Source organism: Sulfuricaulis limicola (genome assembly GCF_002355735.1).
GTDB classification, from domain to species: Bacteria; Pseudomonadota; Gammaproteobacteria; order Acidiferrobacterales; family Sulfurifustaceae; genus Sulfuricaulis; species Sulfuricaulis limicola.
The window spans coordinates 1,984,103-1,998,603 of record NZ_AP014879.1; the positions used below are offsets into that span (position 1 = coordinate 1,984,103).

The 14,501-nt window shown below is 64.3% G+C and carries 11 protein-coding genes; 5 read left to right on the forward strand and 6 right to left on the reverse strand.

Annotated elements, in window-relative coordinates; genetic code table 11:
- Nucleotides 1-27: 27 nt before the first annotated feature.
- A complete protein-coding gene (locus SCL_RS09485; RefSeq protein ID WP_148665067.1) occupies nt 28-954 on the forward strand; it encodes a sensor domain-containing diguanylate cyclase in 927 nt (308 codons plus the stop codon).
- A gap of 133 nt (nt 955-1,087) precedes the next feature.
- On the opposite strand, the gene hrpB is transcribed toward SCL_RS09485, so the two are convergent.
- Nucleotides 1,088-3,655 (reverse strand): ATP-dependent helicase HrpB, encoded by a 2,568-nt coding sequence (gene hrpB, locus SCL_RS09490; RefSeq protein WP_096360989.1) that lies wholly within the window; start codon nt 3,653-3,655, stop codon nt 1,088-1,090.
- A gap of 107 nt (nt 3,656-3,762) precedes the next feature.
- Here hrpB and SCL_RS09495 point away from each other — a divergent pair, with 107 nt between their 5' ends.
- A complete protein-coding gene (locus tag SCL_RS09495) occupies nt 3,763-4,638 on the forward strand; it encodes an alpha/beta fold hydrolase (protein ID WP_172426010.1) in 876 nt (291 codons plus the stop codon).
- Nucleotides 4,639-4,818: 180 nt separating this feature from the next.
- On the opposite strand, the gene SCL_RS09500 is transcribed toward SCL_RS09495, so the two are convergent.
- The 5 genes from SCL_RS09500 to SCL_RS09520 all read right to left on the reverse strand — a co-directional run bounded on the left by SCL_RS09500 (nt 4,819) and on the right by SCL_RS09520 (nt 11,685).
- Nucleotides 4,819-6,309: a DegQ family serine endoprotease gene (locus SCL_RS09500; RefSeq protein WP_172426011.1), complete on the reverse strand. Its 1,491-nt coding sequence runs from the start codon at nt 6,307-6,309 to the stop codon at nt 4,819-4,821.
- 65 nt (nt 6,310-6,374) lie between these two features.
- Nucleotides 6,375-8,996 carry an ATP-dependent chaperone ClpB gene (clpB, locus tag SCL_RS09505; protein WP_096360992.1) on the reverse strand — a complete coding sequence of 874 codons (2,622 nt, stop codon included), beginning with the start codon at nt 8,994-8,996 and terminating at the stop codon, nt 6,375-6,377.
- 67 nt (nt 8,997-9,063) lie between these two features.
- The gene (locus SCL_RS09510) at nt 9,064-9,843 is read right to left on the reverse strand and encodes a lysophospholipid acyltransferase family protein (protein WP_096360993.1); all 780 of its coding nucleotides are present in this window, start codon (nt 9,841-9,843) and stop codon (nt 9,064-9,066) included.
- 4 nt (nt 9,844-9,847) lie between these two features.
- Complete coding sequence (locus tag SCL_RS09515; protein WP_197702587.1) at nt 9,848-11,143, reverse strand: MFS transporter; 1,296 nt, start codon at nt 11,141-11,143, stop codon at nt 9,848-9,850.
- Between the two features lie 197 nt (nt 11,144-11,340).
- Entirely contained in the window at nt 11,341-11,685 is a 345-nt protein-coding gene (locus SCL_RS09520) for an ArsR/SmtB family transcription factor (protein ID WP_096360994.1), read from the reverse strand.
- A gap of 174 nt (nt 11,686-11,859) precedes the next feature.
- Here SCL_RS09520 and SCL_RS09525 point away from each other — a divergent pair, with 174 nt between their 5' ends.
- From SCL_RS09525 to SCL_RS09535, 3 genes are read left to right on the forward strand one after another with little or no spacing between them, the layout of a single operon-like run.
- Nucleotides 11,860-13,077: a cation:proton antiporter gene (locus SCL_RS09525; protein ID WP_096360995.1), complete on the forward strand. Its 1,218-nt coding sequence runs from the start codon at nt 11,860-11,862 to the stop codon at nt 13,075-13,077.
- A 47-nt stretch (nt 13,078-13,124) separates the two neighbouring features.
- Nucleotides 13,125-13,973 (forward strand): carboxylating nicotinate-nucleotide diphosphorylase, encoded by an 849-nt coding sequence (gene nadC / locus SCL_RS09530; RefSeq protein WP_096360996.1) that lies wholly within the window; start codon nt 13,125-13,127, stop codon nt 13,971-13,973.
- Nucleotides 13,966-14,490 (forward strand): DsrE family protein, encoded by a 525-nt coding sequence (locus SCL_RS09535; RefSeq protein ID WP_148665068.1) that lies wholly within the window; start codon nt 13,966-13,968, stop codon nt 14,488-14,490. The genes nadC and SCL_RS09535 overlap by 8 nt, the downstream gene beginning before the upstream one ends.
- The last annotated feature ends 11 nt before the right edge of the window (nt 14,491-14,501 follow it).

A 14,501-nucleotide genomic window follows, 5' to 3' on the forward strand; every position in this document is an offset into this window, starting at 1 on the left:
GCATTGCGTCGCGCCGGAGATTTTCCCGTGAACACGTCGAAGCTTAACCCCCCGTCGGAACAGGATTTCCACCTCGCCCTGCTGCGCGCTTACATCGACAGCGCCAACGACGGCATTTTCGTCGTGTGCGACGAAATGAAATTCCACGTGGCCAACCGCCTGCTCGCCAGGTGGCTGGGCGAAACGGAAAAATCCCTGACGGCGCACAAGCAGCGCATACCCATCACCCGTTTCTTCGGCGACGAAGACAGCAGGAATCTTTTCAGGGAAAAATTCCAGGACGTGCTGAGCGGGAAGCCGGCGCGCTTCGAGTGCCACCTCGAGCCCAAGCTTGGTGAGCCGCGCTGGGTGGAAATCACCCTGAACAAGGTCGATCTCGAGGCCGGCGATCTCGTCATCGGCGTGGTGCGCGACATCACCGAGCGCCGCGCGCTGCTGGCCGAGGCGCATCACCACGCGCGTCACGACGATCTCACCGGCCTGTTCAACCGGCGCGAGTTCGAGCGCCGACTGAAAGAACTGTTTCAGTCCGCGAAATCCGAGAACGCCCGACACGTCCTGCTCTATGTGGACCTGGACCAGTTCAAGATCGTCAACGACAGCTGCGGCCACATGGCGGGCGATGAATTGCTGCGCCAGATCGCCGCCCGCACGCAAAACGAGGTGCGCAAGAACGATACCTTCGCGCGCCTCGGCGGCGACGAGTTCGGCGTGTTGCTGGAAAACTGCGAGATGGACCAGGCGCTGGAGATCGCGGAGAAGCTGCGCGAGAGCATCGCCGGTTACCGTTTCCGGTGGAATGACCGGGTGTTCGACGTCAGCGCCAGCATCGGCGTCTGCGCCATCACACAGGCAAGCGCCAGCCCGCTTGACGTTCTTGGCAACGCCGACGCCGCCTGTTACATCGCCAAGAACAAGGGACGCAACCGCGTGCAGCTGTTCGGCGGGAAATAACCTCGTCTCAAAATGGTTTCATGTAGGTTGGGGTGATGCGCGCAGCGCCGAACCCCAACAATGTCTTTCGTTCGCGTTGGGGTTCGCTACGCTCACCCCAACCTACATGTTGCATCAGGAACAGCCGGCGACATCAGCGATCTGTTCTCCGTCTGGCACGACGCGTCGGCGTGGCGGTCCATGGGTCGTCGGGCCATGGGTGTTTTGGATATTTCCCCTTTAATTCTTTTTTGACCTCCGGATAGGTCCGCTCCCAGAAACCGCGCAGGTCCTGCGTGACCTGGATCGGCCGCTGCGCCGGGGACAGCAGGTGCAATGTCACGGGAATTTTTCCCCAGGCCACGCGCGGCGTGTCCGCCAGACCGAACATTTCCTGCAATTTCACCCGGAGCACCGGGGATTCGCCCGGGAAGTATTCGAGGCGCAGGTGCGAGCCGCTCGGCACTTCCACATGCGTCGGCGCGCCCTCTTCCAGTCGCCGGCCCCTGTCCCAATCCAGCCGCGACTTGAGAATGGTCAGCAGGTCCAACCGCGCCAGGTGATCGCGCCGCAACATGCCGTCGAGATACGGCCCGAGCCATTCCGCGAGCGTTTCGCTCAACGCCGCGTCCGAAACATCCGGCCAGTTCTCGTCCGGCAGCCACTGGCGCAGCGACAGCACCCGCGTCTGCCACTCACGCGTCTCGCGCGTCCACGGCAACGTCTCGATGCCTAGTCGGCGGATGCCTTCGAGCATGGCCGCGCGGATCCTTTCCGGGTCGGCTTTGGCCAACGGCTTGCTGTCCAGCACCAGCGCGCCGAAGCGCTCCTCGCGCCGCGCGATCACCACCTGCTGCGGCGCGTCCCAGCGCACGATATCTTGCAGGAGGATATGCGCGGCGAGATGTTCACGCAGCGTATCCATATTGAGCGGGGCGGCGGAATAAATCAGGCCTTCCGTCTCGGTCGCTCCCGGCATCCTGCCTCCCGCGACACTTACGCGTCCCTGTGCATCGCCTGCACTTACATTGGCCGCCACGATGCAAGGCTGACGCAGGCGCATCTCCGACTCGTGCAGGCGCGCGCCACGGCCGGAGGCAAGCAAGTAACGCGTCTCGCCCGGCGCGCGCGCCAGCGCCACGCGGTCGGGATAGGCCAGCGCCAGCAGCAAACCGGTCTGTTGCACATCCATGGCGGGTGCGGATTTGGCGGAGGACAGCAGGCGCTGGAACTGCTGCGCCGCCTGATTGACGCGCGTGCAGCCATTGGCATCGGCCTGATGCGACTGCGCGCCGGCGCGGCCGTTCTGGCGAAACGCCTGCAGCGCCTCGACGCGCTGCACGAAATCGGCCGAGCGGCGCGCCTCGCCGGTGAGGATGTCGCGCTCGGACAACAGCGCCGCGATGTCACAGGCCAGCGTTCCCTGTCCGAGCTGCTGCGCGGCAAACAACATGTGCGACAAGCGCGGATGCAGCGGCAGGCGCGCCATGGCGCGTCCGGTTTCCGTGGCGCGGCCATCGGCGTCCACCGCATCAAGCTCGGCCAGCAACTCGTGCGCCTGATTGAACGCGGCCTCGGGCGGCGGATCGAGCCAGCTGAGCATACGCACATCGCGCACGCCCCACGCGGCCAATTCCAGCGCCAGCGGCGCCAGATCGGCGCCGCGGATTTCCGGCAGGGATTGCGGCACCAGGCCGCGCTGCGTGGTCTCGCTCCACAACCGGTAACACACGCCGGGCGCGAGGCGGCCGGCGCGGCCGGCGCGCTGCTCGCTCGAGGCGCGCGATATGCGCACCGTGGTCAGGCGCGACAGGCCGGAACCCGGATCGAACTGCGGCACGCGCGCGAACCCGCCGTCCACCACCACGCGCACGCCCTCGATGGTCAGGCTGGTTTCGGCGATGGGCGTGGCCAGCACGATCTTGCGCCGGCCGGCGCCGGGCTGGATAGCGCGGTCCTGCGCCTCCCACGGCAGATCGCCGTAAAGCGGGAACAGTTCCGCGCCGGTCCCGATCCGGGCCTGCAACAGTTCCTGCGTACGCCGGATTTCCCACGCGCCCGGGAGAAACACGAGCACGTCGCCTTCGTGCTTTTCGAGGGCGTTCACGACGCTGTCGCACACGGTCTGCGGCAAGGGGCCCTCGGGATCGCGCGGCAGATAATGGATGTCCACCGGATAGCTGCGGCCCTGGCTGGTAACGACCGGCGCGTCGTTGAGGAGCTTCGACACCGCCGCGCCGTCGAGCGTGGCCGACATCACCAGGATTTTCAGGTCCTCGCGCAGCGCCTTCTGGCTGTCGAGGCACAGCGCCAGCGCCAGGTCGGCGTGCAGGTGGCGCTCGTGAAACTCGTCGAAAATGACCAGCCCGACGTTTTTCAGTTCCGGATCGCTTTGCAGGCGACGCGTGAGAATGCCCTCGGTCAGCACCTCGATGCGCGTCTGCGCGGATACTTTGGATTCGAAACGGATGCGATAACCCACGGTCTGTCCCGGAGATTCACCGCGCAGCGTGCTCATGCGCGCGCAGGCGGCGCGCGCCGCCAGCCGCCGCGGCTCGAGGATCAGGATGGAACGGCCAGCGAGCCAGGGCTCGTTCAGCAGCGCGAGGGGAACATGCGTGGTCTTGCCGGCGCCGGGCGGGGCCTGCAATACCACGGCGGCATTCGCCGCCAGCGTCGCGCGCAATTCCGGCAGGGCATCGTCGATGGGCAGGCGGTCCATGGCGGCGAGTCTACTCGAAACTCCGGTGGGCGCTAAGCCGACAACGACAATCACTCCCGGCTTTCGCGCTGGCCCAAAGCGGGTGAAGCCACTACTATAAAATGGACATGGACACCCTGCGCACCCTGCAAACCACCGACGGCGTCACGCTCGGTTATCGCGTGCTGCGCCAGAGCGCGACACCGCGGCAGACTCTCGTGCTGCTGCACGGCATGGCCAGCAACATGACCCGCTGGTCCGAATTCATCGAACAAACCACGCTGAAGACAGGCTGGGACATCCTGTGCCCCGATCTGCGCGGTCACGGCGCCTCCTTCACGCGCCGCCGGCTCAACCTGGACTGCTGGTGCCGGGACCTGCTGGCCCTGCTGGACACGGAGGGCAGCGACCGGGCGGTGCTGATCGGCCACAGCCTGGGCGCGCAGGTGGCCGTGCATTTTGCGGCGCGTTACCCGGCGCGCGTGCACGGACTGGCGCTGATCGATCCGGTGTTTCATGCGGCCCTGCGCGGCACGCTGCGGACGGCGAATCTCATGCGGCCCGTCATCAGGGCGCTGGTGTCCTGCATTGCCGTCTTGAACCGGCTCGGCCTGCGCCGGAGCCGGATTCCCGGACGCGACCTGAGAAAAATGGACGAGGCCACGCGGGCGAAACTGCTCCGGGCGGGAAAACAGGAGGAGATGGTCGAGCTTTATTCCTCGCCCTGGGAGGACCTGAAATTTTTTCCGGTGGGGAGTTACCTGCAGGAACTGCTGGAGATGATCCGGCCGCTGCCGGAGCTGGCGCGGATACCGGCGCCAATCCTGGCCCTGCTTTCAACCGGCATCACTTACACCGACCCGCAAACCACGCGCGCGCTGCTCGCCCAAAATCCGCGGACACGGATCGTGACGATCGAGGCCTATCACTGGCCGCTGACGGAGAATCCCGTGCAGGTGCGGGAAGCCATCGAACAATGGTGTAACGAACTGGCAATTCGCTGAAAAAGCTCGTCACCCCGGCGTAAGCCGGGGTCCAGGATATTAAAAAATCAGTAATATGCTGTTGCTGCCCGGGGTGCAGCCAAACCCGCTGCACCCGCTCGGCGGCGCGAACATACGTTAAGTATGTTCGCGAAAACCCCGCCTCGCCCGGCTTTCGCCGGAATGACAAGCTCAAAGGATTTACGGCTGGATGGCGATGAAAAGCTTCCGCCCCTGACGATTGATCAGCAGCAACGTGCTGCCCTGCTTCGTCAGCTTGGCGCTCAGGTGCTTGTAATCACCGATATTGCGCACCGGTTGGCGGTTGATCTCCGTAATGACGTCGCCTTGCTGCAAGCCGGCTTCCTCGGCGGCGCTGCCCTCTTCCACGCCGGCGATAACCACACCCGCGGTGCCGGCGGGCAGGCCGAGCTGACGCGCGATTTCAGCCGTCAGGTTGCGCACCTCGACGCCCGCCAGCGCGGTGTTCTTGCCGTCGCCCTGCACTGTCTCGTCGTTCGTCTGCGCCACGTCCTTCGGCTGTTCGGTGATCTTCACTTCGACCGACACGGTTTTCTTGTCGCGCAGCAGTTCGACCTTCACAGTCTTGCCGACCGGCGTCTGCGCCACGGTGTTGCGCAGGATGCTCGTGCTCTCCACGGTCTTGCCGTTGAAGGCAGTGATGACGTCGCCGCTCTGGATGCCGGCCGCCGCGGCCGGGCTGTCCGGAATGATCTCGCTGACCAGGGCACCTCTGGCTTCCTTCAGACCGAACTGCTTGGCCAGGTCCGGCGTGACGTCCTGGATCGAAACACCGAGCCAGCCGCGCACCACCTTGCCGCCCTTGATCAGGCTGTCCATGACGCTGCGCGTCATGTTGCTCGGCACGGCGAAGCCGATGCCCATGTATCCGCCGGAACGCGAGAAGATCGCGGTGTTGATGCCCACCAGCTCGCCGCGCGCGTTGACCAGCGCGCCGCCCGAGTTGCCGGGGTTGATCGCAGCGTCGGTCTGGATGAAATCCTCGTAATCGGCGATGCCGACGTTGGCGCGCCCGACGGCGCTGACGATACCCTGCGTCACGGTCTGGTTGAGCCCGAAGGGATTGCCGATGGCCAGCACGTATTCGCCAACCTCGAGCTTGTCCGAATCACCCCACGGCACCATCGGCAGGTCCTTGGCGTTGATCTTGATCACGGCGATGTCGGACTTGGGATCGGTGCCCACGACCTTGCCGGTGAACTCGCGCTTGTCGTTGAGCAACACCTTGATCTCGTCGGCCTTGGCCACGACGTGGTTGTTGGTGACGATGTAGCCGGCGGAATCCACGATCACGCCGGAACCGAGGCTGTTCTCGCGCCGTTCGCGCGGAATCTGGAAGCGGTGAAAAAATTCCTCGCCGAAAAACTGGCGGAAGAAGGGGTCGTCCATGAACTGGCCCGACATCTGGCCGCCCTGCTTTACCAGGCGCGTGGTGGAAATGTTCACCACCGCGGGCATGACCGCCTTGACTACCGGAACGAAATTGGGCGGGGTGGCGCCGATGACCGGTGGCGCGGTTTCCGCGGGGGCGCTGGTGGCGCTCGGCAGCCAGTCGAGGCGCGAGCTGAAAACGATTCCGGCAATGATGCCGCTCACCAGGAATACCCCGGCGATGATTCCCACCTTGAACGAACGTCTGTCAATCGTCATGAATTTTCCTCCCGGCAAGCGGGCTATTTTATCCATGAGCATGGATGGCGGAAATACGGAAAAGTTCAGCGCGCGGCGCGGTCGGTTGCCACGGCCTTTTTGGGCGCCGCCTGTTTCCGGCGGAAAACCAGCTCATCGCCGGCCACGTCGACCTCGATGACGTCCTTCGGCCCGAACTTGCCGGACAGGATCTCCTGTGCCAGCGGATTTTCCACGTGCTGCTGGATGGCGCGCTTGAGCGGACGCGCCCCGAATACCGGGTCGAAGCCGGCCGCGGCCAGCTTGTCCAGCGCCTTCGGCGTCAGCTCCAGGTCCATCTCGCGCGCCTGCAGGCGTTCGCGCAGATACCGGACCTGCAGCTCGGCGATGCGGTGCAGCTGCTCGCGCCCGAGCGGATGGAACACCACGATATCGTCGATGCGGTTGATGAATTCGGGACGGAAATGGCCGGACACGATGTTCATGACCGCATTCTTCATTTTGTCGTAGTTCTCCTCCCCGGCGAGTTCCTGGATCAGATTCGAGCCCAGGTTCGAGGTCATGACGATCACGGTATTACGGAAATCCACGGTGCGGCCCTGGCCGTCGGTGAGGCGGCCGTCGTCCAGCACCTGCAACAACACGTTGAACACGTCCGGGTGCGCCTTCTCGACCTCGTCGAGCAGGATCACGGAATAGGGTTTGCGGCGCACCTGCTCGGTGAGCTGGCCGCCCTCTTCATAGCCCACGTAGCCGGGCGGCGCGCCGATCAGCCGCGCGACCGTGTGCTTTTCCATGTATTCCGACATGTCAACGCGCACCATGGCCTCGTCGCTGTCGAACAGGAAACCGGCGAGTGCCTTGGTCAGCTCGGTCTTGCCCACGCCCGTGGGACCGAGAAACAGGAACGAACCGTAGGGACGGCGCGGATCGGACAGGCCGGCGCGCGAACGGCGGATGGCGTTCGACACCACGCGGATGGCCTCGTCCTGCCCGACCACGCGGTGGTGCAGCGCCTCTTCCATGCGCAGCAGCTTCTCGCGCTCGCCTTCCATCATGCGCGACACCGGTATGCCGGTCCAGCGCGACACCACCTCGGCGATTTCGTTTTCAGTCACGGCGTTGCGCAGCAACTTGCGTTCCTGGCCTTCGGCCGCCTGCGCGGCGCTGAGCTGCTTTTCGAGTTCGGGGATGCGGCCGTATTGCAGCTCGGACATGCGAGCCAGGTCGCCGGCACGGCGCGCGGTTTCAAATTCCAGACGCGCGCGGTCGAGCGCTTCCTTTATATGCTGCGCGCCATGCACGGCGGCCTTCTCCGACTTCCAGACCTCATCCAGGTCGGAATATTCCTTTTCCAGTTTTTTGATTTCGCCTTCGAGCGTGGCCAGGCGCTGTTTCGAGGCCTCGTCGGTTTCCTTCTTGAGCGCCTCGCGCTCGATCTTGAGCTGGATCAGGCGACGGTCGAGGCGGTCCATGGATTCGGGCTTGGAGTCGATCTCCATGCGGATGCGCGAGGCCGCTTCGTCCACCAGGTCGATGGCCTTGTCCGGCAGCTGGCGACTGGTGATGTAGCGGTGCGACAGCGTGGCCGCGGCGACGATGGCCGGGTCGGTGATGTCCACGCCGTGATGCACCTCGTATTTTTCCTTCAGCCCGCGCAGGATGGCGATGGTGTCCTCGACGCTCGGCTCGTCGACCAGCACCTGCTGAAAACGGCGCTCCAGCGCGGCGTCCTTCTCCACGTACTTGCGGTATTCATCGAGCGTGGTGGCGCCGATGCAGTGCAGGTCGCCGCGCGCCAGCGCCGGCTTCAGCATGTTGCCGGCATCCATGGCGCCCTCGGCCTTGCCGGCGCCGACCATGGTATGCAGTTCGTCGATGAACAGGATGATGCGGCCTTCCTGCTTCGACAAATCCTTGAGTACGGCCTTGAGACGTTCCTCGAACTCGCCGCGGAACTTGGCGCCGGCGATGAGCGATCCCATGTCGAGCGACAGCAGGCGCTTGCCCTTCAGCCCTTCCGGCACTTCGCTGTTGATGATGCGCTGCGCCAGGCCTTCCACGATCGCGGTCTTGCCGACACCCGGCTCGCCGATCAGCACCGGGTTGTTCTTGGTGCGGCGTTGCAGGATCTGGATGCAGCGGCGGATTTCCTCGTCGCGCCCGATCACCGGGTCGAGCTTGCCCTGCTCGGCGCGCTCGGTGAGATCGATGGTGTATTTTTCCAGCGCCTGACGGCCTTCCTCGGCGCTCGCGTCCTCCACCTTCTGCCCGCCGCGCATGGCCTCGATGGCCTTCTCGATGCCGTTTCTGGAAACGCCGGCCTCCTTCAGCAGGCGTCCGAATTCGCCCTTGTCCTCGAGCGCCGCGAGCAGGAACAACTCGCTGGAAATATACTGGTCGCCGCGCTTCTGCGCGTACTTGTCGGTGAGGTTGAGCAGATTCGCCAGATTGTTCGAGACATGCACCTCACCGCCCGCGCCTTCCACCGTGGGCTGGCGGTCGAGCAGCTGGGAGAGCTTGGTGCGCAGGGCATTGACGTTGACGTCGGACTTGGCCAGCAGGCTGCGCGTGGTGCCGCCTTCCTGGTCGAGCAGCGCGGCCATGAGATGCGCCGGTTCGATGAACTGGTGGTCACGCCCGAGCGCGAGGCTCTGGGCGTCGGCCAGCGCCTGCTGGAATTTGGTGGTCAGTTTGTCCATGCGCATGGGAAAGCGGCTCCGGAATTTTCGTATTGGCTGTCTATTTGGGGCGATAACCTCTTTTTTTCAAGTGTTACTGGACGGTTTCGCCGTCGTTGGGCGGTTTTCCATTGCGGCGGCGGCGATGCGGGTTGTCATGTCGCCGTTCCTCCCCGGACAGGGCCAGCCGGTCCCACAGTTCTTCCAGGCAATGCTCGTCTTCCAGTCCGGCGCAGTGCAGCGGCGCGAAGCTCAGGAGACAGGCGCGGCTGGGAACGAATACCGCCGCCACCGTCATGCCCTGGGCACGGATACCTTCGATGCGCACCGGATGAATCGGCGCGCCCGTCAGGGACGACAGCAGGGCGATCCCGCGCTTCAGGGGCAACGGTTCGTGATGGTCCAGATGGATGCGCCCGTGCGGGAACAGCGCAACGACTTCGCCGTGCTTGAGCGCCTTGCGCGCGGCCTCGAAGGCGCTGCGGGGATTGCGCGTGCGCTCCACCGGGATGCAACCGATGCGGCGCAACAACCAGCGCAGCCACCAGCGGTCGTATTCCTCGCGCGCGATCAGGAACCGCAGCGGCCGCGGGCTGGCGGCGATCAGCAGCAGCGGATCGAGGCCGGAGACGTGGTTGGACGCCACCAGCGCCCCGCCGGCGGCGGGAAGATTCAGCGGTTCAGAGATCAGATGGTGAATGCGACGGCAGAAAATGCGGTTCAGTCCATCGAGGCGGTTGAGCCAGCGGCCGCCCCAGTCGGCGCCGTTGGCGGCCTCGCAGGTGCGCATCAGGCTGTGCCACAACCACGCCAGCAGGATGATGCCCGCGACCAGCGCCAGGAACAGGAGGAAATGTTCCGTCGTATCCGGCATGGGCTCAATCCGGGTGCATCGCCGCGGCGCGTCCGCGGCGCTCGTTCACGGTCAACAGCAGCAGGAGCCCGGCGATGAAAAACGCGCAGGTGGACAGCAAGGCCTGGCGGTGATTGCCGTGCGTGAGAAACGTCACCAGCCCGTAAACCAGCGGCCCGATGACGGCGGCGAGCTTGCCGGCCAGCCCCCACAGGCCGAAAAATTCCGCCGCGCGTTCCGGCGGCGAGAACTGCCCCACCAGGGCGCGCCCGGCCGACTGGCTGGAGCCGAGTGCGAGACCCACGAGATTCGCCACCACCCAGAAACCGGCGCGGCTTTCGATGAAGTACGCCAGCACCAGCGCCACGACCCACACTACCAGCGTCACCGCCAGTGTGCGCACCGAGCCGAGACGATCCTGCACCAGACCGAAGGTGAGCGCGCCCACCGCCGCCGTCACATTGACCACCATGATCAGGATGATGTTTTCCTGCATGGTGAAACCCATCGCCTCCTGCGCGTAAATCACGGCCAGCACCACCACCGTGTTGATGCCGCAGTAATACACCGCGAGGGTGACGAGAAAACGGAACAGGTCGCGATAGTGGCGCGCGTGCGCCAAAGTGTGGCGCACGCGCGCGAAGCCGATGCGGAAATAATTTTCACCCGGAGCCAGCCTGTGCGGCACGGCGCGCTCGCGCAACCATATAAAGGTGGGAAGCGCCGCCAGCGCGAACATCGCAGCGGTTATCCACAGGGTCACGGGCACGTATTGCTCGGCGACATCGCCGCGCGCCTGCGCCGACTGGATGTACGCCAGACACAGGCCCAGCACCAGCAGCCCCCCGACGTAACCGAGCGACCAGCCGTAGCCCGAGATGCGCCCCATTTCCTTCTGGCTGGCGATCTCGGGCAGAAACGCGGCGATGAAATTCTCGCCGCTGGCGAACATCAATGTCGCCAGAATCACCAGGGTCATGCCGAGCGCCACGTCGCCACGCCCGACAAAAGCGAGCGCCGCGGTAAACAGCACGCAACCGAAGGTGGTGAAGGCGAGGAATCTTTTTTTATGCGCACCGTGATCGGCGATGGCGCCGAGCACCGGCGCGCTGACCAGCACCAGAAAATTGGTGATCGCCATGGCCACGGTCCACAGCAGCGTCGCCGTGCCGCTGCGGTCCGCGCCGTTGGCGGCCACAACGCCGACGAAATAGGCGTTGAACACCGCCGTCAGCACCACCGTGGTATAGCCGGAATTGGCAAAGTCGTACATCGCCCACGCCAGCACCTCGCGTCTGGGTACCGTCAGGGGGATGGGCAACGTCTCTGTCACCACTCGGGGCCTGGTCACTGCGCGTAATATAAGCAAGACCGGCGGGCGAAGCGAGCAAACCCGTAGGGCGCATCAGGCGATAGCCGTAATGCGCCGGATGCGAACTCCATACGGCGCAATGCGCTGCGCTTATTGCGCCCTGCAGTTCTACTTAAAACCGCTTGGGAGCAGTATGGCGGACCGGGTCAGCGAAAGGCGGAGGCGACTACGGGGGCGGCGGGCGCCTTGGCCATGATGAATTCGCGCACCACGCGCATGACCTCGGCGCAGTGATCGTGATTGACGCGGTAGTACACCTCCTTGCCGCGTTTTTCACATACCAGCAATTCGGCGTTGCGCAGGATTTTCAGGTGGTGCGAGATCGCCGGGCGGCTGATCTTGAACAGGCGCGCGATGTCGTTGACGCAGATTTCTTCGCCGGGCTCGAACAAAAGCAGGATTTGCTGGCGCGTGGTGTCGCCGAGCGCGAAAAAGAACCGGGAGAAACGATCCCAGCCGTCTGGCAGACTGTTGGCATACTCTGACTTCATGCGGAAACAGACGGAATCAGCGATGCTCCAAATCTGATGCGAACGGCTGCCAGAATGCGCCCGCGCACCTGACATGTCAATATATTAAAACTTAATGTTTTGTTTATATTCTTACTGTTTTGCTCAGGCTGGCTTCGTTAGACTCCCGGAACCAGGACAAAAACGACCAACAACATGGAAGTTCATACCTTTTTCCTGATCCTGCTGACCATGCTGCTGTCAGCACGCGTGCTGGGCGAGCTGGCGGCACGGCTGGGAGCCCCGCCCGTGATCGGCGAGCTGTTAGCAGGCGTGCTGCTCGGGCCCAGCCTGCTCGGCTGGGTCGAACCGACCCCGGTGATCCGGCTGCTGGCGGAAATCGGCATCATCCTGCTGCTGTTCGAGGTTGGCCTGGAGACCGATATCCTGCGACTGATCCGCACCGGCGTGAAATCCGTCATCGTTGCGGCCGCCGGGATCATCCTGCCATTCGCCTTCGGCGCGCTGGCGGCCATCCACGTTTTCGACCTGAGCCTGATCACGGCGCTGTTCATTGGCGGCACGCTGACCGCCACCAGCATCGGCATCACCGTGCGGGTGCTGACGGATCTTGGACGCAGCCAGGGCCGCGAATCGAACATCGTGCTCGGCGCGGCGGTGATCGACGACGTCGTCGGCATCGTGCTGCTGGCCTTCCTGTACGAATTCTCCTCCGGCGGCGGCATCAACCTCGTCAATACCGGCAAGGTGCTGCTGTTCATCCTGCTGTTTCTGATCCTGGCGCCGCTTGCCGCCCGGCTCATGGCGGAAGTCATCAAGCGTTTCGAGCGCGTCAGCCAGATCCCGGGGCTGATCCCGACCACGGTGGTTTCGCTGGTGCTGTTCTTCGCGTGGCTGGCGCATGCCGTCGGCGCGCCGGAACTGCTGGGCGGGTTTGCCGCCGGCCTGGCGCTGTCGCAACGCTTCTTCTTCCCCATGGGCGTCGCCATCCACACCGACGCCAAGTTCGCGCACCACATGGAAGGCCAGATGCGCCCGATCGTGCACCTGTTCACGCCGATATTTTTCGTCATGGTCGGCCTGTCGCTCAACTTTCAGGTCATCGACTGGTCTTCCAGCTTCATCTGGACCTTCTCGGGGGTGCTGTTCGTGCTGGCGGTGGCGGGGAAACTGCTGGGCGCCTTCCTGATCCGGGAAAACCTGCCGACGCGTTTCGCCATCGGCCTGGCCATGGTGCCGCGCGGCGAGGTCGGCCTGATCTTCGCCGAGCTGGGGCGGTCCTCCGGCATTTTCGACGGTGAAATCTACGCCGCCATGGTCGTGGTGATCGCCCTGACCACCCTGCTCCCGCCCTTCGTCATGAAATGGCTGTATCGGCGCCACGCCGGAAGTTTCCCGGAGGCGCATGGCTAGCGCACGCCTCCGGGTTACAATCAGGTTCGCGTCATGAGTCTGCCCTGATGTCCAAAGCAAAACTTCCCGAAAACATCGCTGAATCCGTTCGCCAGGCGCTGGCGGAGGACGTCGGCCCGGGCGATCTCACCGCCGCGCTCATCCCCGCCGAAACGCAGGCCGAGGCACAGGTGGTCACGCGCGAGCCGGCCATCCTCTGCGGCACAGTCTGGTTCGACGAAGTTTTCCATCAGGTCGACAAGCGCGTCAGCGTCACCTGGAATGCCCATGACGGCGATGCCATTCGCGCCGAACAAATACTTTGCACCCTGCGCGGTCCGGCGCGCGCGCTGCTCACCGGCGAGCGCGCCGCGCTGAATTTCCTGCAGCTGCTGTCCGGCACCGCCACGCTGACGCGACAATACGTGGACGCCGTGCGCGGAACCCGCGCGATCATCCTCGACACGCGCAAGACCATTCCCGGACTGCGCCGGGCGCAGAAATACGCGGTCGCCTGCGGCGACGGACAGAATCACCGCCTGGGCCTGTACGACGCCATCCTGATCAAGGAAAACCACATCGCCGCGGCCGGCTCCGTTGCCGCGGCCTTGCGCGCGGCCAGGGCCTCCGCGCCGAAAGACGTGACCGTGGAAATCGAAGTGGAAAACCTCGAACAGCTGCGCGAAGCACTCGAAGCCGGCGCCGGGCGCATCCTGCTCGATAATTTCAGCGCCGGGGAATTAAAGACCGCGGTACGGGAAACGGGCGGGCGCGCCAAACTCGAGGCCTCGGGCGGGGTTAACCTCTCCAACATCCGCACCATCGCCGAAACCGGCGTGGACTTCATTTCCATCGGCGCCATCACCAAGAATGTCGTGGCGGTAGACCTGTCCCTGCGCTTCCGCCATCATGACTGAATCGTCTGAAGCAGGGGGGAAACCGGTGCGGCGCAAGCTCTGGGTAATCGCCGCCGTGTTGATCGCCGGCATGGCCGCTGCCTGGCTGGCAGCATTGCTGCAACCCCGGACACCGACAGCACCGCCATCCTTGCCGGCCACAGGACTCGCCACGGAAGACGGACGCTACCTGTTCAGCGTCACGCTGCACACGCCGGAGGAAATCGCCGGCCTGCTGGCTCGCGCCGAGGAACTGGCGAAAATCCGGCGCGCAGACAGCAGCAATACCGGCATCGCGCTGGTGCTGCATGGTCCCGAAATCGAAATTTTCGCGAAAAAGAACTATGCGCGATTCCGGGAAACGGTGGACCGCGCGGCGCGGCTCGATGCCGGACGCATCATCGAAGTGAAAATGTGCCGCACTGAAATGCAACGCCTTGGTATCCGGGAAGAGGATATCCCCGGCTTCATCGAGCTGGTGCCCTACGGACCGGATGAAGAAAGTCGACTGCGCCGCAGCGGTTACGTGTATCTGTGATCAATGCATCG